A 22,163-nucleotide genomic window follows, 5' to 3' on the forward strand; every position below is an offset into this window, starting at 1 on the left:
GTCGTTAGCAGAACTGACGCCATTGACAAAGCCATCCACCAAAAGCCGGAGAAGGATCGCTAATGTGTGGCAGATTAAACGTTATAGCCGATCCGTTGTGCCAGTGGGTAAGCCATACATTGGGGCTTGAGTTCCACACCAAGGACAACCCGGACTTGCGACCCACTCAGCATGTGGCCACCATTGCCAGCCACCAAGGTCGGCTGCAACAACTTGACACCACCTGGGGCATCAAGCCGGCTTGGGCCAAGCAAATACTCATTAATGCCCAGGCCGAAACCGTAACTGAAAAACCAACCTTCAAGAGAGCCTTTGCCACCAATCGTTGCTTGATCCCATGCTCCGGATGGTACGAATGGCGCCAGGAGGATCCTGGCAAAGTGCGCTATTTGTTTAGTGCAGAAGACCGTCAACCGCTGCTTATGGCCGGGATATATTACCCCAGCGAGTTAACTGGTGAAGCGTCTCAACTGGTGACCCTAACCACAGCACCTACACCTCAGTGTGCCGAGTATCATAACCGCATGCCTCTACTGATCTCGCTTGATGCTGTACGCTATTGGTTCAACAGTGAACCGGGGCAGTTGGATGCTCTGTTACATGCCACAGCAAAGCAGTTGCTAATCCGTAGCAGCTGACAATACTCCAAAGCTGACAGGAATCGATTGCGAACATGGGATCAAAAGCTACAGCTGACTGATCTTCAAGGATCTCTCTATCAACCTTGCCATTCTGCCAACCACAAAAAAGTTTCCAATTTGGAAATATAGTGCTATAGTATCCAAAACGGAAACCGGAATAACGCCAGTGCATGTACTCTCTCGAAAACCATTTAATGATGCTGCCAGACACTACCCAAATCAGCGAGAAGCGCTAGTTAGCGCCTACCAGACATTGAGGGCCGGCGAGTTCAGAACGCCAAATGAACTCAAGCAAGTGTTCCCAAGTTTGGATAACTTCAAGTATCGAGATAAATGGTGGGTAATAGACATTGGAGGCAATCATCTGAGGCTTATTGCCTTTATTGAATTCCGGGACAACCGAATGTATGTCAAACATATAGTGCCACACGCAGAATATGATGATCTAACTGACAGGTACAGGCGAAATAAGGAGTAAACCATGTTTCCTCAAGCATGCCACTTAATCAGAGAAGCCTTGGAAATGGCGCCGTTCATCGCTGAGATCAATGGCCAGGACGACTATGACAAGGCGCTTGCCACCATGGACACCTTGATCGATGATTACGAGGCAAATAAACACGTTATCAACATGCTTTCAATAACCATTGAACGCTGGGAAAGTAGTGCCGATGAATTTGCCCAATTTAACCAAGCTGTCGAGGAAGCAGACACCGGCATCGCCTTGCTGAAAACGCTGATGGATCAATATCAACTTGGCGTGAACGATTTACCAGAGCTTGGTACCAAAGCCAATGTCAGCAAGTTGCTTAACCACACCGATGGCAAGAAGCTTACCAGAAACCACATCGAGGCCTTGAGCAAGCGCTTCAACCTCTCGCCAGCAATGTTTTTCTAAGCCTCGCTCAGTAAATTAAAAGGAGACTCTCGGTCTCCTTTTTTATTTCTAATTTCCAGTTTCTAGAACGGAAGCACCGAGCCAGAATTGGACTCAATGGATATTGAATCACAAGCCGACACAGGCAACAGTGGCGAGATTATAAATGGCATACCTATTTGGGTTGTTGAACAGTAACCTTGAAAAAATCTTTCATTGTTCTTGCCTGCAAAGGCGGCATTTTTGACACGCACAGCCCCAGGAAGTCTGCCCCCGGGTTCCCCCGGTTAAGCCGGTTCCTGAGCGTCTGCACTTCGGTACCAACCGGATCACGTTCATAAAGCAACACAAACAGGCCTCCTACCTGGAGGCCCATTTCTTCCATTGCGGCCTTGATGGCCAGCCTGGAATGTTCAGCAAATCCCGTTTCGCCGTCTGATTTCTTTGGCACTGTCTGTGTTACCGCTGCTTTCATCTGCTCGCCATCCTACACAAATCAAAAATGATTTTCACCTCCACAAATATAACTCAAAGAAGAGTTGCAAATCAAAGATGATTTGATATGGTAAATCATAAATGAGTTGCCTTGGTTGCGATAAAGGGTTGCTAAGCACATTTCAAGTAAACAGAGGATGCGTTACGCGGCGCTCACCGGAAGTTCTGTTAAAGTATAGGGGATGTATGGATTATACAACTGTGAAAGTAGCCGAGCACATGATCACCACCGGCAGATACTACAGTGCTGCCCTGCTCGGCAAAGAGCTTGGAATGTCAGCCCAGCAGGTAAGCGGTAAGCTGTACAACATCCGTACTAGCTGTCGCTATCAGTGCGAAGTTACTGCTCTGCCAAATCGGTTGATTAAGATGTTGAGCATAAACGGCAGAACAAGTACACGCACTCAATTAGTTAACGCCTTTTTGAAACTGTTATAGGAAACGCTATGGGCACCCTGGCAAAAGTATTTAAACAAGAAAATCTAGTCCCTGTCACAAAGGCAAAATACAAGGCAATTCGCCGTGCTGTGGATCGGAATATGCTGTTAGATATGACCAGGGGACATTATGCTGCAGGTGATAAGTATGCCTGGGTCATGAAAACCGAGCCGTCGCTGAATGGCACATATCTGCTGGTAGAGCATTATGAGCCTAAGCCGGAGGGCGGCCTTGCCGTTGTTTACAAAGCCGATAAAGCGCTGCTTGAGGCTTTTGAAGCGCTCAGTATTAAGTGATGCTAAGCAGAAATAATCAAGGAAACCGGATTATGGCAACACGCAAACACGGAGACTCTCGAAATCAAAGGCTTGAAAAGAAAGAGGGGCAGTTTAGCTCTTGGGAGTTCACAGTCTGTGAGCGTTTCTGTGAAAAGTGTAACGGCTGGGGTGAAGTGCGTGGGCTTGTAAATATTAATTTCTGTCCAACTTGCGAGATCCCGTTTGATAAATCCTGGTGGGAAGTTTGCGAGAAGCGCAACCACTAACAGTTCAAGGAAACAAGGAATGGATATTGAGAGTCGTTTAGCAGAATGCCTATCAAGGCTACCAGAAGGTGTCTCTGTTGAGTATGAAATCATCCAAGGCGTTGTTAATTGGAGAATTACTGAGAAACCAGTAGCTTTAACTTTAGAGCAGGAGCAGAAGATCTTGTCAGAGCTATATGAGGTTTTCAACCCAGGTTTCTCTGAAGTCGAGGAAAAAACGGTATGACACCGAACAGCAAAGCTAGGGCTCTGGCTAAAAAATGGCGCTCTGAAAATCCTGCACGTGTGGGTGGTGTAGTGTTGGTGTGGGAAGGAAAGGTCTATGGCTGGAAAAACAAGCTCAGAGATCCGTCCAGCGAACGCCCTGGTGTTATCGCTGTAGATGATGAAGGACATTTGTTTTTGGCCGAGGGCGGCAATGACGACAACGGCGCGTCTGTGTGGACTGTGATAAACCAATCAAATTAAGGGAATTCGAGCATGAATGTTTCACAGCGGTATCTGTCATGCAATAAATCAACAATCATGGTTCGGGTTCCTGGGTGTAAACAGCGAAATTTCCATAGGTCGAAAACCCAAGAGGCTATCAAAACAAGAAATGAGCTTTGCGCATCAGTAGGACTAGATCCCTATGCTAAATATCACCCTCAAGCCGGGCGCATACACACTCAGTCTCACGGGGACAAGACAAGCGATCTACCAGTCGGCATCTGCTTTGGGCAATACAAAAAGATACTTGCTGATGGCTCTGAGCAAACCTATCAGAGAGTTATTGCGCTGGGATTCCCTGGTTCTAATCCAAAAACGAAAAGCTATTCCGTGAAAAAATATGGCGAGGCCCAAGCGATAGCCTTGGCTATTGCTTGGCGTGAACAGTCTCAACCAAAATGAGCTAAAGGAAACCCAGGTATGGCCACTGAACATCATTTGAAGATTGACCCTGAGCTATTTGATGCTGTTCGTCGTCGAGACAAAACGGCGGAAATCAGGCGTGATGACAGAGGATTTAACATTGGTGACGTCCTGATTATTTATCCGTTCGATCGTGAGTCCGGCCAGCGTGTTGGCACAGATGAATGTCATCGCGTAGTGACACATAAAGTCGATGGCGGACAATTTGGAATTGAGGCGGGTTATTGCCTGCTCTCAATGAACTAATCAAGTTAAGGGAAACATATGAAAAAGCCTCAGCAAATATACAACCTGAAAATTCCTAATGATGACTATAAAATCGCAGCCGTCATGGAACGTGATAAGGCAAACTTTGAGTCTGCTAATATTTGGTTATACGTGGGTACTGATGGCATGAAGCCAGAATTTGCTAAAGTAGGGATTACGATGGGTGATCTGGGATCTCGCTCATATTGCACCGGCAATCCCGACTATTATCTGTTCTGCGCTTTTCAGTGCAATATCCACACAACGAAATCAAAGCTTGAGAGCATTGAAGCTGGCGCTCTAAACCATCTAGACAGCCTGTTTCCGAAACATCGGGTGCCTCACCGGGAGTCGGGAACGCTGTCTGAGTGTTATAGAGGCATTGATTTTGAGACATTTCTTATCAGCCTTAACGACTACTTGCTTGATAAGCACCACAACGATTTTCAGACTGTCGAATACGAGAATGCAATAGGGATTGTGGAAGGGTATGCGCTTGTATGTGAATTTAACAACAGTATCTTGCCCCGCGATGAAATAAGCCGTTTTCAGCGTTTGTTCATACGATATTACTAAATGATCAAGGAAATCCCGTTGGAATTAAATCAAGGAGAGGAAGAAATAAAATGTTTAATCATGCTTTCAATATATTTATCACAATGATTGTGCTAGTAATAATTTATTTTACACTGACCATTGAAGAGCGTGATGAATTTGCAAAGGCAGGTAAATTCGTTAGTTCTTCTATAGTAGATGCAGGTTTTTTTACAAAATCATTAGTTACCACGTCAACAGGATCGTATATTGTTGAAGGCGGTTTTAGTGGCGAATATGGAAATGAAGTAAAAATAAAAAAAGTAGTGCAAACATTTTCTACTAAGTTCATTAAGCCTCTGGAAAGAATGTATATATGCAATACTGTTTCCAAGATAGATAAAGAGTATTGTAGAAAGATAGTCGATTAATGATTAGTAAGACAGGATGGGTTCATGAGGAAAAGCATTTCGATCAACACCGCACAACTTGCAGGGATGTTAAAGATAAGTGAAGGTTTTCTTGTTCATGCTATGCAAACAGTTGGGCATCTTCATGGAGTACCATTCCCCGCGACTATCAATCACCACAAAGCCCATAGTCGAAAATTTAACCTTGATGATGCAATTAAGTTTGCTGATAAAGTCAATACTCTAAAGGAAAATGGGAAATGGAAATTGAATTGACCCAGAACAGGTATAACTTGTTGAAACTCTGGGGTGTTGTTAACTTGGCACTTGGGTTTCTTGCATTAGTTTTGGGTTCATACAGCGACAATCTGGCTAGTTTAATCTTGGCTGCAATAGGCATTGTGAGTGGCGGTTTGATGCTAACGTGGAACAAGGAGCCTCTGGTCACTGTTAGAAAATTTCGCCTTCCGGTTAAGCCTGTGAATCCTGAGAAAGTAGGTAGCGAGAAGCGCAACCATTAACTGTTAAAGGAAATCGTTTTATGGGGTATATAAGAACATACGGCAGTGCTACAGAAGCACCAAAATATAGTTGCAATTTTGGTGTACCGGCCTGGTCGGGATTGCATGAATCAGAGTTTACTGATGCGTTAGTGATTGAATTGCGAGAATTCATAAAATTTGAAGCAAGTCGGCAGGGCCATAACGACAGCGCTCAAAATCGAATAGGAGAGAACGTTCAATTCTTTCACGATGGTTTTCTTGATGGATGGCCTCAAAAATTATGGGGAGTGTTCTATCAAAAGGGTGTTCAAGAGCAGAATGGGACGAAAAAATAAATAATGTCAAATAACCAGATGAATTCTGAGCAGTTCAATGTGCTTGTGAGACTCTGCCGAGGGAATGAAGAAGCTCCTAGCACAATAGCTGCAAAAATGGTGTTGGTTGAGAGAGCTTCAAATGATGCCGTTAAAGCCTCAACCGGAGTAAGTAAAGAAAACTTATATGATGCAGTTCAGCGCTGGAAGGAGAAGGATGACTTGATCAGGCAGGCGTATGGGCCAGACGGTAGTAAATTGCAGCAGTTTGATCTGTTGGTGAAGCTTTGTCGGGGAGATAGTGAAGCTCCCAGCACATTAGCTGCGAAAATGGTATTGGTTGATAACATACAGAATCAGATAGTGAAAAACGCGATAGGTATCAGCAAGCAATCTTTGTATGATGCGGTTCGTCGCTGGAAAGAAAAGGATGATTGGATTAAGAAGGCATATTCAGAAAATGACAGTTAATGATCAAGGAAACAGCATGTACCAGGATCCACCCAAGCCCTGCCCGATTTGTGGAGAACGGCTGATCCCCCATGATGGGCCAGAAGATGGCCCGGCGCAAAGCTGGGCTCATCCATGTAGCGATTGCCGCATTGGAGGCATGGAGGGCATTAAAGAGCCTCAACTTATAGCATTGCACGTCCTGCATTGGGTCAATGGCCGAGTAGCCGGGTGGTCTACGATGAGTGAATCTGAAATGCGAGCGGCCCTGTCGGACATTGAGGACGAACTCGAAGCAGCCGAACTGATATAGGAAACATATTTAAAAAATGAAAGCTACAGCGACAGCATTTTTACCGGAAACACTTTCCCAAGAGGAAGTAAGTTGGCTCATTCATTTTCGCAAAGCCAAGACCATAAATACTCTAGAGCTTATGACTGAAAGGGCTGAACGAGTCAATGCCGGTAACCTCAAAGTATTGGACGACATCAATACCGGATTCTGTGCCAGGGAGCAGGAGCTTTTAATGTTGAGTTGAGGTTTAGGCTCATGAATTGTCAGATTTGCCTAAGCTATTGGCAAAGTGGTATTGGTTCAAGAAACGATTACTGCGATGAAGTCTAACTTACCACTGTGTTTCCAGAAGAGTCGGTTTGGCCAGGGACGTCGTAGTAGGTCAGCCGCCTCTTGCTTGAGTTGAATTCCAATACTATCATTACTGTGTTTTTATACAGTGAATGGAAAATAACAATGAACGTCTTACCTATCACCGTTAGCGCGGGCGTTTTCGGGTTTCCCTCTCCCGCAGCCGATTACACGCAATTGAAATTAAGCTTAGATGAGCTTTTTGTTCAGCATCCATCTTCTACCTGGCTAGCTGTCGCTGAGGGGGAGTCCATGAAAGGGATTGGGATCTTTCCGGGCAGCATTTTAGTCATAGATAGACGAATTGCGCGCAAAACAGGCGATGTGATTGTTGCAAACCTAAACGGCGAGTTCGTTGTCAAGATAATTGATCTCGAGAAACGGTTGTTGTTATCGGACAATGACGATTACCCGCCGGTTGCAATCAACGAGTGGGATGTGTTTTCTATTGAAGGGGTTGTTATAGGCAGCTACAAGCCATTTAAGCCTCTCAGACAGATGATTTAGGAAACTAGGTCATGCTGGCATTGATCGACGCAAATTCGTTTTACTGCTCTGCAGAGCAGGTATTTAGACCTGAGTGGCGTGGAAAGCCGATAGTAGTGCTCAGCAATAATGATGGGACTGTCGTGGCCGCAAATAAGCAGGCTATGGCGTTAGGTATAGAGAAGTTCAAGCCGTATTTCCAGTTGAAAGCGATCTGCGACCGCCATGGTATTCAAGTGTGTTCCAGTAATTATGAGCTGTACGGGGATCTCTCGGAAAAGATGATGAGTGTGATCGGACGATTCGGACCAGAGGAATTTTTGTATAGTATAGACGAGATCTTTTTGTCATTTAAAAACGTAACTATCAAAGACTATCAGCATCATGGCCATCTTATAAGAAGGTCAGTGTGGCGTGAGACTCGATTGCCTGTTTGTGTTGGCTTCGGCCCGACAATGGTGCTTGCGAAGGCTGCTAACCATGCTGCTAAGAGGTTACCTGATTTTTCCTGTGCCGGCGTATGCGTTATAGATGATGAAACAGCCAGGTTAAAAGTATTAGCCCAAATGAAGGTTACCGATGTATGGGGTATTGGTAGTAGAATCGGTAGACAGTTAACCGAAATGGGGATAGAGACAGCAGCACAGTTAGCTTCATTACCAGCCAAATTAGCTCGACAACGATTTAGCGTTGAGGTGGAACGGATCGTATTAGAACTGAATGGGATTAAGGCCAAACAATGGGATGGAAACGTTACCACGAAAAAACAGATTTTCTCTACGCGTAGCCTCGGGCAAAGGGTGACAGATATAAACGGTCTTAATCAGGCACTACTTTACCATGTGGCCATGGCCGCGCAAAAGGCGCGCGCGCAAAGCAGTGCTTGTCGGGTAATGATGATGTTTGCCAGCAACTCCCCCTTTGAAGATAAATCCTTAGCAGTTGGTTTTAGGCATGTTATTCATTTCGACGTGCCAACGAATGACACTCTGGTAATGTCAAAGGCAGTGTCTAAAGCCTTGCCACGACTGTTTAAAGAGGGGGGGCGATATTATAAGGTCGGTATAGGTTTGTTCGAGTTGAGTTCTACTGTGAATCGTCAGATGAATCTGTTTGTCAAAGATGAAGGACTGGGCAATGAACCCTTGATGAAGGTCTTTGACGGGCTCAATAACCGCTTTGGCGTGAAAACGATGTTTGTCGCAGGACAAGGCATTGAACAAAAATGGGCGATGCGTCGTAGTCTTTTAACACCCCAGTACACGACAAACTGGAGGCATTTGCCTTCGGTGAGTTGCCGGTAATCTTCCCAGGGGTATCATAAGTAGATGAGAGCTAATATCGTGGGTGAGTAATATTAGGTTTATTGCCCGTTTCCGTGAACCTCAGTCTGGGCCTTGTGACACGATGATCAGGAGGCTCTGCTGAAAAATTGATATGAAGCAATGGAATATCTGCGCAGAAGAGGGCACGATAACATCGAGTTGGCCCTGTCCGCTCTGAAAGCTGACGCAGAATAATCGATCGGGGCCGGACACGCCGGCCCATTATTCAAGGAAATTATCCAATGTGTAATGTTTGCTTTGATTGTTCTGATCAGAAAGATTCGGATTTAGTTGCAGACACAGGTGTTTGCTCAAAATGCGGTAAGGTCACTGACTGTTGGGATCACGATTTACTGGCCTGTTACAGACAGTTTGGCGTAAGTGACGATTTTATCTGGTCTAGGCTGCCGCGCCTTCTAGACCCTTTTTTGGACGGACAAAGAAGCTCAATGCTGGAAATTGGTAAAATTTTATCAGTGTGCATAGAGGCCGAGAATCGGCCATCAAGCAAATTTGAAGCTGAAGCAGCCGGCTGCTGATCGATAATGGTCTTGGTGCTATGCAGAGCATGAGTTAAAGAAAAAGAGTAAAAAATTATTCTTCTCCTACATTAGGGACCTGTGAGAGTGGTCGAATAACATTTCTCACTTTCTTGCCAACATAAGTGCTTTTTCGGCCGATGATAAGGACAATCATCGGATCTTCAAAATTGAGACCTTTCCCCCAGCTGTTGTAGTCTTTTGGCGACGGTGTGGGGTAGTCTTCAGGGTGGGTGTGCCATTCACCGAGATACTGCAAGGTTCCGTTTGAGCGTTCAAAGGCTTGGTCCACGGCTTGTTGGTGATGGGGCCCCCGTCGGTCTACTGAGTGCCTGGATCGTTTGTCTCCCTTCCCGGGCTCCGTAACCTCGCATACCACCAGATTGCCGGCACGACGTTCACCAATCAGCACACCTGCCGCCTCCTTATCCCACAAACGTGATTGGGTGAAACTCTTCATCCTGGAAAAGGCGGATTCTTTGATAACGACAAGGAGCTCCTCGTCAGCTACCATATCTTTGTAAGTGATATCAGATTGGTGCATTGCAAATTGAACAGTGGCTTGATGGTTGGATTTTCTTGGGCTTCCGAGTTCTCCCGCCGGCCGACACATGCTCGGTGTAATTCCAAGGCAGCTCACTCCCTAATGCGTACATCACTGCTTGCTGCATGATGCCAGCAGTGATAATACTCACCCCTGCATGGTATGGCGTGTAGGTGTTACCGCAGCTGGTCCTGGTTTCCTTTCGCCTATCAATACCCTCCAGCCTACGATCTTGCTCATTGGTGTAGAAGGCTGGATCCGAAATTAGGCACCCGTAGCAGCCTGAGCCATCGTCGATGAGCACTTTGGACATTCGGCCATTGCCGTCATTCCACCCATGGATCAGCATAGGCCTATCGTTTTGAGGCAACATACGAATGACTGCTGCTAAGCGCTTTGATATAGGGGGGCGCCCAGTAACATCGATGACAAAATCGAAGGCGCGCAGTGCTTGGATGGTGATTGGGAAAACTTCGCCTTTCCCCTCGATATTTGTAACCAGGTGGCAATCATGACGCAATTTCGTGGCCATTGCCTCGGCTTTGTTCTGTCCAAATGCCTGGGTGCCCAGAATATGCCGACCAGCATTCTGAGGTTTCATCGTATCCGGATCGAAAACATGGAGAAAACCTCGGCCGCAGCCGGCGCCCGATCTCATCAACAGATCAGCAGCATAGCCACCGATTGTGCCACAACCTATTAGGGCAATTTTCTTGTCAGAGAGATTACCTTGCTCTGGGTTAGGATTGTTCCTGGAAAGGATCCATTTCGCCTCAGCATTCTCAATCTCTATTCTGTGGAAACGTTCGCACGCTTGCTTGCCTGAAAGCGCAATGATCAGCTGCTTGTAACTTCTCGCAGGCCTCCGGCGCCGCTTTCTGTTGTGGGCAGCGAGTGCCACGGCGCTTTTGTTCAATTGGACAAATACACCGATCATTTCCTGACCGGCCACATCCATCACAAATAAATGAGTACTGCCAGGTTCTTCAATCAGGCAGTCAATCAGCTTGCTCCTGGTGGGGTTATCCACGTTCCCAAGCCAATCAAGTACCTGGCCGAGGTTGCATGGCGGCCAAGCCACTCCAGCCAGCTTAGACGGCCGAACCCGCAAATAGTGTGCCGGATACTTTTGAACGGGTTCGTCAGCTAAATTTCTTCGCTCCATCCAGCTGGCAAATTCGGTTGCTTGGTCATCGCTGTAAACGACAGACTCCTTTCCCGTCACAGCATACCATAGTTGCTTATCCTTTGTCGGACGAGAAAGCAGAAATGCTTTGTATTGCCCATCCCAATATGACGCAAACTCCGGCTCGATTTCGGCATCTGACTCAGCACCGTCTCTGCGTGACATCGAGTTGCACAGGGTGGTACAGATTTGCTCATCTATTGCCGTGTAAAGGGGGCCTAGGTGATTGGGGTCCCAGTCAGCCTCCATTTGTTCGACATAACACAGGTAGCCTTCGTGGTTGATGTGCGGTACAAGCTGGTTTGAAAAGCCTTCCGGAAACCCGATGAGGTACGGCTTGGGGAGCTCAACGTGCGGATCCTCTTTCAGGTGCAAACCCACCTTGAAAGTACCAGCTTCAGTGAGGATGTCTTTGGCGTAAACCCCGCCAGGACACTGGCGGTGTAAAACCGAAGTTTGGGGAATATGCTTGGCCGGGAGAAACCTGTAGCCCAGGCCAAGCAAAATTTGGTGGAGTTCTGACACCCCTATACCTTCGAACCACTGGACATGGTGGGGCTGATTTTTACAGGTTTTTGGGCTTGGCTTGGTGGATGCGTGAAGGCTGGGGCCGAAGCCGTGGCGATGGACTTGAGGAGCCCAACGTTCGACACACGGTTACCGTACATGCCGGCCAAGAACTGTATCGCTTGATCTGCTGTGCTGGCATTTTCTGCCGCAAGCAGCCGTTCATGCAATTTCCTGAGGGCAGTGACAATTGCCCGCTCTTGCTCACCGTGGCTGCTCTTGGATGGGAACAGCGGCTTTTCGTCGGTATCATCAGGACTTTCTACCCCGCTCTCGAATACCCCAGGGAGATGAGAGGCAACCAACTTCATGGTATCACCCAAATTCAGCCTGTTGTGCGGGTGCGTATCGAGCACATCCACTGCAGCAGCCATCAAACAAATAGATGACGGACCACCACCATGCGCCCACTGTACGTCGCGCCAAGCCTTTAGGAACCGGCAAACCAATCTGAGTTCTTGGCCAATGCGCTCACAACAATCTTTAAACCAGTCCTCAACAATTTGGGGGTCGCTCAACATCCATTTCTCAGAGCCTTGGCGGATTGCCAGGTTTACCGAGTTTTTATCGAGCTTGCTATATCCTTTTTTCTCAGCGTCATTTGTTCGCCTGGATATGCTTTCATACAGCTTGTCACTTGATTCTAAAGTTGCTTGCTTCTGTAAGAACTGCTGCTCAGGTATAGCATACATAGGCACATCAATATGAGTGTGCAAACTTGGTATCTTGATTCGACCGCATGTCCGCTTTGCTTCGAACTCCCAGCCCTGATTATCCTGAACTAGGGACTTCAAAGCCGTATCCACCAATAACAACAGCAGCTTGTGACCGATTATCGGTTTTTGAAAAAGCACCATCGGCAAATAGGCGCCGTCGTCGATATCCATTTCCTGAGGGGGCGTAATGTACGGCAGGTTGAGGGTGTCGTACTTGAAACTGCCTTGGGTCCAGAAACGCGGTGTCAGCCTCATAAACTGCGCCTTGGCTTCCGGGGTCATGGCACCTATCAGCTCCACAAACTCTCGCTTAGTTTCATCATCCAAAACCGAGTACCAAGATGCTTTGGACTCAAATAGCGCCTGGTAGCTTTCCACCGAGTAGCTCTGTTGACCCAGTTCTGCTACTAAGTCTTGCACTTCCTTAAAGACGTCCTTAATCCGCTTACGGACCACGGCGCGAAGTGTGACTAGGTTGCTTTGCATTCCAGACGGCAACAGCAATTTGGCGATGAGGCCATCATCCTGATCGCGATAGTACTGGTCCAGATTCCAATTAGGCATTGTGAGTCTCCTTAGCTGGCCTGGGGCCGTTTGTAGGGGGTGACAGGGTGTTCGAGGATTTCTTGCAGCGTACTGCTTTGGGAGTATGCTACCGACGCAGCTTGTTTGCCGCGGCCAGCTAGGTTCCTCAGGGTTGATTCGCTGGCGTTATCCAGCGTGATCTCGTCAGCTGCCTCATGCGGGACAGAATCATCAATCTCGACGAAATTGTCCACGGCACCATGGAAGTTGAGCTCTCTGCGCAGCATGTCCGTATGAAGCTGTTGGTTCGCGGCCATTGTAGTGAGCAACAGTTTCTCACCGAACCCCCACAGGCCCATATACCCGCCCTGGGTTACCTTCGATGGCTTGATACAGAACTCTTCCCCAGCTGTGCCTACGTTCAGGATCCTCACATCTTTGCCCGTGGCTTGAGGGAAGTCGTGCTTCATGTTGCGAAAAACCTCATGAAAGCCTATGAAGCTGGGATTGTTGGCCACTAACCCTCCGTCAGCAAAGTAGGTTTCCAGATCGGCACAGTAATGCGGCTTGAAGTAGGTTGGGGCCGCTGATGTCGCCATGGCTGCATCGAGCAGTTTTAGGGTGCCATCCCGGGTGAAGGTGGGATCATGAGGGGTTTTGAAGAAAAGAGCTCGTCCGGTTGACAGGTTGACGGCGGGCACCATGACTCGGTGCTGAAGATCATTGAAGACGGCGTTTTCTCCCACTATGTCGGCTACGAGCTTCGCCAAGGGTGCACTGTCATATTTCTGTTTGCGCAGTGTTAACCATCCCTTTCGGAAACCTGATTTCTTGGGGAAAATATTGGCTGCGTTTTCAAAGAAGACCTGCTTCAGCTCTCGGGCACTTTTTCCTGAGGCTAAGCCCAGGGCCAGGATCCCACCGATGGAGGTGCCGGTGAGCAAGTCAAAATACTCAGCTATCCGTATATCTTGGTTGCCGGTCTGTTCGGCCTTGATCTGCTCCAGCTGCGCCAGCACCGAGATTGTGTAGTAACCTCGAGCACCACCACCGTCTAAGCTTAAAACGTTGACCTTTTCAGTCATATCCCATACCCATCATTGAGCTGTCATTGAATTGGATATATGGGGACGATTTTTAACCACTCAAGGGGGAATGTTAAAATATTTTCATAGAAATAGTAGGCGTTTAATCATCTTTATCGGCATTGTTATTAGCCTGTGGGAAGAGGCCCCTCCTACTAATACGAAACAGCAACTCATTAGACCATCATGCTATTATGGGTTGACGCCAGCAGCGTAGGTTCACCCGTCTCGGATCAACATCAGCTCACGAATACAGAATGCGTGGGCTATCTCGGTTTCCTCTTTCACCGTTTGTGCTTCTCTTTCAAGCCGTTCATACATCTTTTCCTGGGTATCCTGACATTTTGCTTTACGGAAATGGAAATACAGGACAAAAGGGATTATTTCATCAGGTGCGTTCATCACATCAAAGCTAGCAAATCATCAAATAACAGTTTGAGAAAGCGTCGCCTAAAGTTGTAGATGAATTGGTAGAGCACGCTAAAAGAACCGGTCACGGGGATTATGTTTTTGGGGTCTTAAAGGACGTGAGAATGACCTATGGCCATCAAGAGGTTAAAGTAGTGCACGTAGCTTGGATCATGCACTTAATTAACGAGGGCTGCCCAGATTTAACCGGGCAGGAGTTACCATCTTTACAGAAGCCAAAAATATAAGAGAAGCGGAGCGATCGCCCCTGTACTCACTTACGCTTAAATCAAAAGACGGGCCGCTGACCCCGAGATAAATTTACTCCGGGGAGGTGGCTCGCTAGATTGACCGACAAGCTGTTATTCTGCTGGAGATCACGTTAAAAGTAACAGGTAATTTTCAATGGTTGATTTCGGTTCGTTGTTGATATAGATTATTGGAAAGGCGATTTTTTGCGCCAACTGCAACTAGCTTAGCTAGAAACTCTCAAGCAACAACATCGCTCTGTAGCGATTATCTAAAGCGCCATTATTGGCAACCAACTTCCACGAAGTTCACAGATCAAAACTGCCACGAATCTCAGATGTTTTGAGAGGAAAAGGGCGGCTTTGTTGTGTCAATTTCTCAAGTTCCTCCATCGTTTATCACTGACCTTATTGTTTTCAAGCCCTAACAGGCTTGACTCATTACTGTTATATAAGCGCATGTAAGCTCAGCATGGGAAACCGGAGCGGCTTTGTATCCTACGGGATATGAAGTGACCGATATTAACGGCAACGTTGATATGAGAGCCATATGGCTAATAAACCCACCCACAAGGGAAAGCAATGACCCTTAGGGTAAATTGTCTTTCTTTTGTGGGATTATCTACTTAAGAAGGACGCACTCATGAACAATCAAAATCAAACTAAACGTCAAAACAGCATCTGTTTCACAGGAAATGTATCTCAAGTTAAACCATTAAACGGTGGCGCTTGCGCTATATCGCTGGCTTACAACGAAGGTAGTCAAGTAAATGGTCAGTGGGAAACCACCGATACTCTGTTTATGGAATGCTATCTCCCTGCAAAACTGAATTTCATCCCCAACATAGGCGATAGAATGACGATTTCAGGATTTTTGGCAAGTAACAATTTTACCCCGCAACACGGCGGTAATAAGCGTTATGGCGTCAAAATTGTTGTAAATGAAATTAACGAATACAGCCCTAAACAGGCAAACCAGTCTGCAGCTCAGCAGCAGTATAACCCGCAAGGGTCTTACCAAGCAGCGCCGCAGCAACCTCAAAATCATTCTCATGGACAGTACCAGCAGCCGCGTCAGCAACGGCCGCAGCAGCAGTATCAACCTCGAGATAATAACCAAGCTCCGCAGCAACAGTATAGGCCTCAACGTCAGTACCAAGCTCCGCAGCAAAATCAACATCAACATCATCATGGTTTTGAATCAGGCAGAGGGTTTGATTGTTGATGCTTCACCCCAACAGGGATACTTCCCTGTTGGGCGAGCGTTCCTGGACTAACTGCGACCTTCAAGTCGTACAAACAGCGTAACGCTCAAAAACACTAACTTAGCAAATCAACTTAACCCATGAGGGACTTCACCCTTATGGGCTCGGAGTCCCTCTAAATTAGGAGTGACACCGTGAATACTAAGAGATCTTTATCTTCTCAGGCGGCCTATTGTCGTCGTCGTAAGCAGAAGATCCTCAAAAAGCTGAAACAACTCCACGATTCCAAGCGTAAAGGTGACAAGTTTACAAAAACTTCTCGCTTGCTTGAGCGCACGTCCTCAGAAATGAGCATGTGCATGAATCTGTCTAAAGCTTAACCAAATTTAACTCACCCCTACGGGATACACATTATCCCGTAGGGGTAGGTGTGTCCCAACCCTTGTCGGAGGACACACCCATGCGTAAAGCAAAAAATGCCCAGGCTCAACCATTTTGGTCAAACCCTGGCACCATTCATCATGCACTGGACAAAGACATTATCGATTCAATAAGACGCGGTAATGAGAAATGCTCAATCTTAATGATGATGGACCCACATTTTGAACATCAAACAAATACTTATCACATAGAGTGGACCGGCGACGATTTAGAAACATTGCTCCATGGCATGTTAACTCGTAGCTTAGAAATTCTTCGTTGTGCTAAACCAACCAATGCTTTGTTTAAAGAAGAAATTGTGTGGCAGGCGAGTCCGCAATTTGCGGAAGTATGTCGCTTTGCTGGATATGACCCACAGGTCATTCGGGACGAAGTTAAAGCCATCATGAAACGATACGGTAAGGAGTTTGAAGTTGATCAACTTGCCGAATTCGTTCATTGGTCTGGTTTTTTTGCAGAGATGTTCAAAGAGAAAAATGCGGTAAAAGTTGCTAATGAAGGATTGATTCGTTTTCTCACTAAGCAATGTGAGGGCGATTATGAATTGACAACTATCCTGGGCCAGATCCTCGATTTGATGGATGATCTGTACATATCAGGTGTTACTGCTCGAGAAGTGATGGTCGAGTTTCTAGCTAGAGAAATTAACTCGTAACCACGCATTAAAAACAACCCAATGGGGTACACCACCCCTTTGGGGAAGGTGTGCCCCAAAATCCAAAGAAGAGGACACACCTATGTCAGCAAAAACTGCACAAACAATTGAAATGACCGCGGCTAACGAAGAAGTACAATCAGCCCAGGGAGTGGATTACATGGAGATGGAAGATGTGGCAGCACATTTGATATTTCCCGATCTGTTTGAACCTGGCACTATAAAGCTAAAGCGCCGTAAGCATCGTCATCCTGACTGTATTCAGTCAAACCCGATGTATGTACCTGACCAGGAGCTGGCTAAGCTAGCCTTGGTTTGGTTAATGGCGCCTAAGCAGATGTTAGCTCTTGGTCTTCAAGGTCATACTGGTACAGGTAAGACTGAGTTAGCCATGTATTTGGCCGATAAACTGAATCTACCTCTGTATATTGTTAAGGTACATGCTCGCATGAACCCACAAGATATTGAGGGGAGTTACGTTATCGATGCTCAGGACGGTCATGCCATCACTCTTAAAGAGTATGGCCCGGCAGCTAAAGCGTACAAGAACGGCGGTGTTTTACTGCTGGACGAGTTCGACAAAGCGAGCGGTGAACTGACATCAGCGATGCATTTGCTGGTAGAAGGTAAACCCTGGCCCCTTGAGATGTTCAAAGAAACGCTCATGAAGCACCCACAGTGCTATGTGATCGGAACTGCGAATACCTTTGGTTCTGGCCATGACGACCGATACATTACTTCGAACCAAATGGATCAAGCTTTTTTAAGCCGCTTCATGTGGTTAGAAACTCAGTATCCTGATGTGGTACGAGAGTCAAAAATTCTCACAGCGTTTGCTCCAAAGTTACCGGTGCCATTGAGAAATGATATCATTAAACTTGCAAACGCCTATCGAGATGCAGCACTAGGTAATAACCGCGACGGTGACGTAGAAGACCCTATTCAGGCCATCTTCTCGACTCGTGTTGTGGTTGCTTGGGCGTATTACATCCAAGCATTCGGTCTATTCCGAACACTTAGACAGTCGTTGGATTGTGTTTTTCTGAAATCGGTTGCCGAAGAAGAAAAAACTATCGTCAGTGATATAGCTGTAAAAGTTTTTGGCGATCAACTGGATAAGCCATTAAAAGAGCTGATTGGAAAAAAGTAATCTCTCCTTCGATGATTGATGCGGACCTGGTTGCTGCTTTGGCGCAAGCTAATATTGTGTTTGAAGCAGTCAACTTTTCATCAGAAGAATGGCAAGCCGGCACTACGTTTTTTGCCGTTTCGCTATGTGGTAAGTATCAGATTGAAGGAGTGGTCACAGTTGGTGGTTTTGACTTCCAAATGCAAGACCAGAACGCTCCGTTTAGAGTAGGACTAATGCCTTCGTATCGTCATTTTGTGATGAGCCTAGAGCAAGGTAAACCGACTCTGAAATATGCAAATTACACTGCGACCAAAGTCGCAAAACGTCATGAAGCATTGATTTTCAATGTTTATCATCATCCTGATGGGAAATATTGGGCCGTTGTCAATCGAGACGCTTGCCCAGACGCCAATCTCACGGTCATGTTTAAAAGTGAATTGACACAGTGGAATTGGGTTCTCTACGAAGGTGATGAATCACTGACGCCTCAGAAGGGAATCGATAAGTTAAATAAGCTTATCCTTTCAAAGATCGGAAAGGGCTATTTGTTGCGAGACCACTTGCGTAAATATGCCGAAGTAAAACAAATCTAGTTCAACAACAACCCCACAAGGGACACATTTATCCCTAGGGGTAGGTGTGTCCCTTTTTTATTTTAAAGAGGATACACCTATGAACGATTCAGTAACTTCAACTAATGCTATCGCTCAATCTACACAAGTTTGCGAACGTCTTACTCAGTTAGAGGAAGGGGTTTGCGTGGTCAACGTAATCTCTCTCGGCGCTTGCGGCGAAAAGGTGTTGCCAAAAGTAAAGGTTGAGCTTGATGGGATCTTGCAGGACAGCGACTCAATTCAAGGGTCAAAGATACGCTGGTTCCCAAAAGCACCGCTAAACTTTGTGAGCAAATCCAAGCAGGCGATCTCTAGGACGCTTAACGCTTACGGTGTCCGCTGGGGTGACATGACAATTGTGCCATTGGCGCGGTTGGATGAACTCCAAGCAGAGATTGATGCGATTAAGCTTGACTGGCAGCACTCACTCGATGATCTCATGAACAATTACGACTTCTTGGTCGGTGATTGGCAAATGCAGAATCCCGATGTGGCCGCCGTAATGCGACGCTATACGCTTGATAAAAGCGAATTTTGCTCTCGATTCCAGATCAAAATGTTACCACCAGTAGCATTTAAGCCGTTGATTGATGGCGCTGATGTGGATACAGCAGAAGAGTTAGCCGAGGATATTTTGGGTAACTTGTACACAGAAGTCGCTAAGATGGCTCGAGATATCTATGACCGTAGCTTTTTCGTCCAAGACGATAAAGGTCGTAAGGTGCCAAGAGACAAAGCTAATCGACGCATTAAAGATGGATTTTCAAAGCTAATCAGTAAGCTTAACGGTTTGTCATTCCTGGATAGCAATATCTCGACAGTCGTAGAGCAAACTAACATTGTTCTGGATTCAATGCCGAAAACTGGCTGGATTGAAGGTGCTAACTTGTCAAATTTGGCACGATGGACGCTAGTAATGGCTGATCCAGTTACTTTGAAGAGTCATGCATCTAATGAGTTTACGTTAGATGTTGAACCTGAGAAGGAAGTGGATGATTTCGGTGTACTGGGTGAAACACGATCTAACGATTTGGACGAAGACCTTACGGTTTTTGAGTCTGAACTAGATACTGTAGAAGCCGCATCACCAACCATCGAAGCTGAAGATGACGCCATGACTGATCTTAATGATGGTTTTGGCCTAGGTTTTTAATTAACCCCAATGGGATAACACTTAATCCCGTTTGGGGTTAAGTGTGTCCAGGTGAAACAGAGAGGATGCATTATGAAAACCAGTAAGAATAAACTTTTAAGGAAGTTTAAAAATCTCAGCAGAGTGCTTACTAACAACAGTTCCATGCTAATTACATTTGGTGGGACCGGGGCATATCACCTGCCAGGTCACATTAATCTCCCCGCAGGCGATTTTAGTGATGATGATTTCGTCACGATGTCGCTGGGCTACTGTGATCATGAGTTAGGTCATGAGCAGTATACCGATGATAATTTCTATCAACTCGCTTCAGGAGTACACCCTTTTGTGGTGAGGCTGCTTAATGCTTTGGATGACCTGCACCAAGAAAATCGTATGTTTGCTGATTTTCGAGGTACCAGGATTTCTATCAGAAAGTTAGTCGAGCTATGTAAAGTTAAAGGTGTGTTCTGTTTGCCTTCTGAAGACAACCATTTGCAAGTGCTTAAAGCTTGGGTGTTGTACAAAGGGCGGAGCGAGCTCCTAGAACAGCCTGTAGCAGATCTGTTTCAAAAAACGGACGCAATGTTGCTGAATCTCTTCGGAGATAGCTTCTATCGCAAGTGTCATCACATTCTAAGAAGTGACGTTCTAAATAGCCTTGGTACAACCGAGGCTTGTTTCAATGTCGCGGAAAATATCTGGAATGCATTTGTTGAGTGGCTGGAAGAGCAAGAACGTCCTGAAGAAGACACGCAAGAGGCTTCAGACAGCGCGGAGGGTTCAGACGATACCGAAGATGCTGGTGGAGACTCGCAAGAGGCTTCTGGTGGCATTGAGGGTTCAGACGATACCGAAGATGCTGGTGGAGACTCGCAAGAGGCTTCTGGTGGCATTGAGGGCTCAGACGATACCGAAGATGCCGGTGGAGACACGCAAGAGGCTTCAGAAAGCGCGGAGGGTTCAGACGATACCGAAGATGCTGGTGGAGACTCGCAAGAGGCTTCTGGTGGCATTGAGGGCTCAGACGATACCGAAGATGCTGGTGGAGACTCGCAAGAGGCTTCTGGTGGCATTGAGGGCTCAGACGATTCCGATGGCGTCGCAGAGGGATCACAAGATCACTCTGAAGGAAATGTTGGTTCGATGGTTTCAGTTGGTCTTAAGGCGAAAATTGCTGATGAAATGGATGAGATGAGTTCGGAGAACGAACATGAGCTTATCATCAAAATCATCAATGCGATGGCTGCAGACTGTCAAGAATCTGTGGAACCAATTAAACCGCTTGGGCTTGCAAGAAGAAATATTGCCAAAGAAACATATGACGAAAATCTGATCGATAGTGATAGTCAACGACTTATAGCAAAAATGAAGAACCCATTGAAACGAGTTTTTCACGATCAGAACTACGTTAATTATTCCTATCGAAACCGAGGAAAATCGATCTCTTCAGCTCGCTTAGCGGGTGTTGCGGTCGGTAACTCCAAGGTATTTGAGTCAGAGTCGATACATCGTTCACCAAATGCAGCTGTAGGGCTGCTGGTGGATAGATCAAGCTCGATGGATGAAGACGATATGAAAATGGCCAACAGTGTAGCTTACTCGTTAAGCAATGCTCTGGAGGGAATTCATGGCGTTGAGTCAATCGTCGGGTACTACCCCGTAACCGAGGATGGTCGCCGTTCCTTATGCAGGATCGTTAAGCCATTTGAAGTTAAAGCTAATATCAACAACTTTGTCATCGATTGTGCCGGCGGTACTCCTACCGCAGAAGCAATTTGTACTATGACATCGATTCTATCTACACGCCCTGAACCGCGGAAGTTGCTGTTTGTTGTTACGGACGGTGACCCCAATTGCATCAACTCTACAAGAGAAGCGATTGAGGAGGCCCAGGCAGTAGGCGTTAGAGTGTTTGGTATTGGCATCAAGGGAGATGTTGAAGGATTTGAGAGCGCAGACTTTGAGGCAATTTACTCAAAAGAAGAGCTTTTGAATGCTTTGACGAAAAAGCTAAAACACGCCTTCATTTAAGGCGCTTTAGCATAAAGTTCAATTAACCCAAGGGGGTGTGTTAACCCCTTGGGGGGTTAGTGCGCTCCATCATTTGTGAGTAAGAGGGCACACTATGAAAAATACAATCATTAAGGAAAAAAGAGCAAGTGGCTGTACTGCCTATTATGTAATGCGTAACGGCAAGAAGGTCTTGATTAGGGCAATGTGGATCATGTTGCCAACTTCTAAATAGGAACCTGGCTACGTCTTATTCGTAGGGCGTAGCCATCTTTAGCTTGCGGGAACCACCAAAGTTTCTTCAAGCGAGGGAATTTTGGGGTTTCCGCAGG

The 22,163-nt window shown here is 46.4% G+C and carries 29 protein-coding genes; 24 read left to right on the forward strand and 5 right to left on the reverse strand.

What is annotated here, in order from left to right; translation table 11 throughout:
• Positions 1-62: 62 nt before the first annotated feature.
• From M0415_RS20470 to M0415_RS20480, 3 genes are all read left to right on the forward strand, one after another.
• Positions 63-638, forward strand: a complete 576-nt coding sequence (locus M0415_RS20470) for an SOS response-associated peptidase (protein WP_249556660.1) — start codon at positions 63-65, stop codon at positions 636-638.
• 169 nt (positions 639-807) lie between these two features.
• Complete coding sequence (locus tag M0415_RS20475; RefSeq protein ID WP_086904557.1) at positions 808-1,119, forward strand: type II toxin-antitoxin system HigB family toxin; 312 nt, start codon at positions 808-810, stop codon at positions 1,117-1,119.
• A gap of 3 nt (positions 1,120-1,122) precedes the next feature.
• On the forward strand, positions 1,123-1,539 hold the full coding sequence (locus M0415_RS20480; protein ID WP_086904558.1) for a helix-turn-helix domain-containing protein: 417 nt from the start codon (positions 1,123-1,125) through the stop codon (positions 1,537-1,539).
• Between the two features lie 154 nt (positions 1,540-1,693).
• On the opposite strand, the gene M0415_RS20485 is transcribed toward M0415_RS20480, so the two are convergent.
• The gene (locus tag M0415_RS20485) at positions 1,694-1,993 is read right to left on the reverse strand and encodes a hypothetical protein (protein ID WP_123115321.1); all 300 of its coding nucleotides are present in this window, start codon (positions 1,991-1,993) and stop codon (positions 1,694-1,696) included.
• 206 nt (positions 1,994-2,199) lie between these two features.
• On the opposite strand from M0415_RS20485, the gene M0415_RS20490 reads away from it, so the two are divergent.
• The 15 genes from M0415_RS20490 (at position 2,200) to M0415_RS20560 (ending at position 8,800) form a co-directional block, all read left to right on the forward strand.
• Entirely contained in the window at positions 2,200-2,451 is a 252-nt protein-coding gene (locus tag M0415_RS20490) for a hypothetical protein (protein WP_086904560.1), read from the forward strand.
• An 8-nt stretch (positions 2,452-2,459) separates the two neighbouring features.
• On the forward strand, positions 2,460-2,747 hold the full coding sequence (locus M0415_RS20495) for a hypothetical protein (RefSeq protein ID WP_086904561.1): 288 nt from the start codon (positions 2,460-2,462) through the stop codon (positions 2,745-2,747).
• Positions 2,748-3,014: 267 nt separating this feature from the next.
• Positions 3,015-3,221, forward strand: coding sequence for a hypothetical protein (locus M0415_RS20500; RefSeq protein ID WP_086904563.1), 207 nt, complete (start codon positions 3,015-3,017; stop codon positions 3,219-3,221).
• A complete protein-coding gene (locus M0415_RS20505; protein WP_086904564.1) occupies positions 3,218-3,463 on the forward strand; it encodes an antirestriction protein ArdR in 246 nt (81 codons plus the stop codon). Before M0415_RS20500 ends, M0415_RS20505 begins: the two co-directional genes overlap by 4 nt.
• A 12-nt stretch (positions 3,464-3,475) precedes the next feature.
• On the forward strand, positions 3,476-3,886 hold the full coding sequence (locus M0415_RS20510) for a hypothetical protein (protein ID WP_164489352.1): 411 nt from the start codon (positions 3,476-3,478) through the stop codon (positions 3,884-3,886).
• Between the two features lie 18 nt (positions 3,887-3,904).
• Entirely contained in the window at positions 3,905-4,153 is a 249-nt protein-coding gene (locus tag M0415_RS20515; protein ID WP_086904566.1) for a DUF3850 domain-containing protein, read from the forward strand.
• Between the two features lie 18 nt (positions 4,154-4,171).
• A complete protein-coding gene (locus tag M0415_RS20520; RefSeq protein ID WP_123115319.1) occupies positions 4,172-4,729 on the forward strand; it encodes a hypothetical protein in 558 nt (185 codons plus the stop codon).
• 50 nt (positions 4,730-4,779) lie between these two features.
• Positions 4,780-5,118: a hypothetical protein gene (locus M0415_RS20525; protein ID WP_123115318.1), complete on the forward strand. Its 339-nt coding sequence runs from the start codon at positions 4,780-4,782 to the stop codon at positions 5,116-5,118.
• 24 nt (positions 5,119-5,142) lie between these two features.
• A complete protein-coding gene (locus tag M0415_RS20530) occupies positions 5,143-5,373 on the forward strand; it encodes a hypothetical protein (protein WP_123115317.1) in 231 nt (76 codons plus the stop codon).
• Positions 5,358-5,618: a hypothetical protein gene (locus M0415_RS20535; RefSeq protein ID WP_123115316.1), complete on the forward strand. Its 261-nt coding sequence runs from the start codon at positions 5,358-5,360 to the stop codon at positions 5,616-5,618. Before M0415_RS20530 ends, M0415_RS20535 begins: the two co-directional genes overlap by 16 nt.
• A 20-nt stretch (positions 5,619-5,638) precedes the next feature.
• The gene (locus M0415_RS20540) at positions 5,639-5,935 is read left to right on the forward strand and encodes a hypothetical protein (protein ID WP_123115315.1); all 297 of its coding nucleotides are present in this window, start codon (positions 5,639-5,641) and stop codon (positions 5,933-5,935) included.
• A 3-nt stretch (positions 5,936-5,938) separates the two neighbouring features.
• On the forward strand, positions 5,939-6,385 hold the full coding sequence (locus M0415_RS20545; protein WP_123115314.1) for a hypothetical protein: 447 nt from the start codon (positions 5,939-5,941) through the stop codon (positions 6,383-6,385).
• 308 nt (positions 6,386-6,693) lie between these two features.
• Positions 6,694-6,903, forward strand: coding sequence for a hypothetical protein (locus tag M0415_RS20550; RefSeq protein ID WP_086904567.1), 210 nt, complete (start codon positions 6,694-6,696; stop codon positions 6,901-6,903).
• A gap of 212 nt (positions 6,904-7,115) precedes the next feature.
• Positions 7,116-7,517 carry a LexA family protein gene (locus tag M0415_RS20555; protein WP_086904568.1) on the forward strand — a complete coding sequence of 134 codons (402 nt, stop codon included), beginning with the start codon at positions 7,116-7,118 and terminating at the stop codon, positions 7,515-7,517.
• 11 nt (positions 7,518-7,528) lie between these two features.
• Positions 7,529-8,800 (forward strand): Y-family DNA polymerase, encoded by a 1,272-nt coding sequence (locus M0415_RS20560; protein WP_123115312.1) that lies wholly within the window; start codon positions 7,529-7,531, stop codon positions 8,798-8,800.
• A gap of 615 nt (positions 8,801-9,415) precedes the next feature.
• Here M0415_RS20560 and M0415_RS20565 read toward each other — a convergent pair.
• Genes M0415_RS20565 through M0415_RS20580 form a run of 4 tightly spaced genes read right to left on the reverse strand, consistent with a single transcriptional unit; the run spans position 9,416 to position 13,983 of the window.
• Positions 9,416-9,904 carry a Mov34/MPN/PAD-1 family protein gene (locus tag M0415_RS20565; RefSeq protein WP_123115311.1) on the reverse strand — a complete coding sequence of 163 codons (489 nt, stop codon included), beginning with the start codon at positions 9,902-9,904 and terminating at the stop codon, positions 9,416-9,418.
• Positions 9,891-11,615 (reverse strand): E2/UBC family protein, encoded by a 1,725-nt coding sequence (locus M0415_RS20570; RefSeq protein WP_123115310.1) that lies wholly within the window; start codon positions 11,613-11,615, stop codon positions 9,891-9,893. The genes M0415_RS20565 and M0415_RS20570 overlap by 14 nt, the downstream gene beginning before the upstream one ends.
• Positions 11,616-11,617: 2 nt before the next feature.
• A complete protein-coding gene (locus M0415_RS20575) occupies positions 11,618-12,937 on the reverse strand; it encodes a CBASS cGAMP synthase (RefSeq protein ID WP_123115309.1) in 1,320 nt (439 codons plus the stop codon).
• Positions 12,938-12,948: 11 nt separating this feature from the next.
• Positions 12,949-13,983 carry a CBASS cGAMP-activated phospholipase gene (locus tag M0415_RS20580; protein WP_123115308.1) on the reverse strand — a complete coding sequence of 345 codons (1,035 nt, stop codon included), beginning with the start codon at positions 13,981-13,983 and terminating at the stop codon, positions 12,949-12,951.
• A gap of 1,299 nt (positions 13,984-15,282) precedes the next feature.
• On the opposite strand from M0415_RS20580, the gene M0415_RS20585 reads away from it, so the two are divergent.
• From M0415_RS20585 to M0415_RS20610, 6 genes are all read left to right on the forward strand, one after another.
• Positions 15,283-15,864, forward strand: coding sequence for a hypothetical protein (locus M0415_RS20585; RefSeq protein WP_086904570.1), 582 nt, complete (start codon positions 15,283-15,285; stop codon positions 15,862-15,864).
• Between the two features lie 440 nt (positions 15,865-16,304).
• A complete protein-coding gene (locus M0415_RS20590) occupies positions 16,305-16,940 on the forward strand; it encodes a hypothetical protein (RefSeq protein ID WP_086904571.1) in 636 nt (211 codons plus the stop codon).
• An 82-nt stretch (positions 16,941-17,022) separates the two neighbouring features.
• Positions 17,023-18,090: an AAA family ATPase gene (locus tag M0415_RS20595; protein WP_086904572.1), complete on the forward strand. Its 1,068-nt coding sequence runs from the start codon at positions 17,023-17,025 to the stop codon at positions 18,088-18,090.
• Positions 18,091-18,101: 11 nt separating this feature from the next.
• Positions 18,102-18,665: a hypothetical protein gene (locus M0415_RS20600; RefSeq protein ID WP_086904573.1), complete on the forward strand. Its 564-nt coding sequence runs from the start codon at positions 18,102-18,104 to the stop codon at positions 18,663-18,665.
• A gap of 79 nt (positions 18,666-18,744) precedes the next feature.
• Positions 18,745-19,839: a DUF3150 domain-containing protein gene (locus tag M0415_RS20605; protein ID WP_086904574.1), complete on the forward strand. Its 1,095-nt coding sequence runs from the start codon at positions 18,745-18,747 to the stop codon at positions 19,837-19,839.
• 72 nt (positions 19,840-19,911) lie between these two features.
• Positions 19,912-21,852, forward strand: coding sequence for a VWA domain-containing protein (locus M0415_RS20610; RefSeq protein WP_123115305.1), 1,941 nt, complete (start codon positions 19,912-19,914; stop codon positions 21,850-21,852).
• The last annotated feature ends 311 nt before the right edge of the window (positions 21,853-22,163 follow it).

Origin of the sequence: Shewanella sp. 10B (assembly GCF_023475885.1) — a bacterium.
Classification (GTDB): Bacteria; Pseudomonadota; Gammaproteobacteria; order Enterobacterales; family Shewanellaceae; genus Shewanella; species Shewanella mangrovisoli.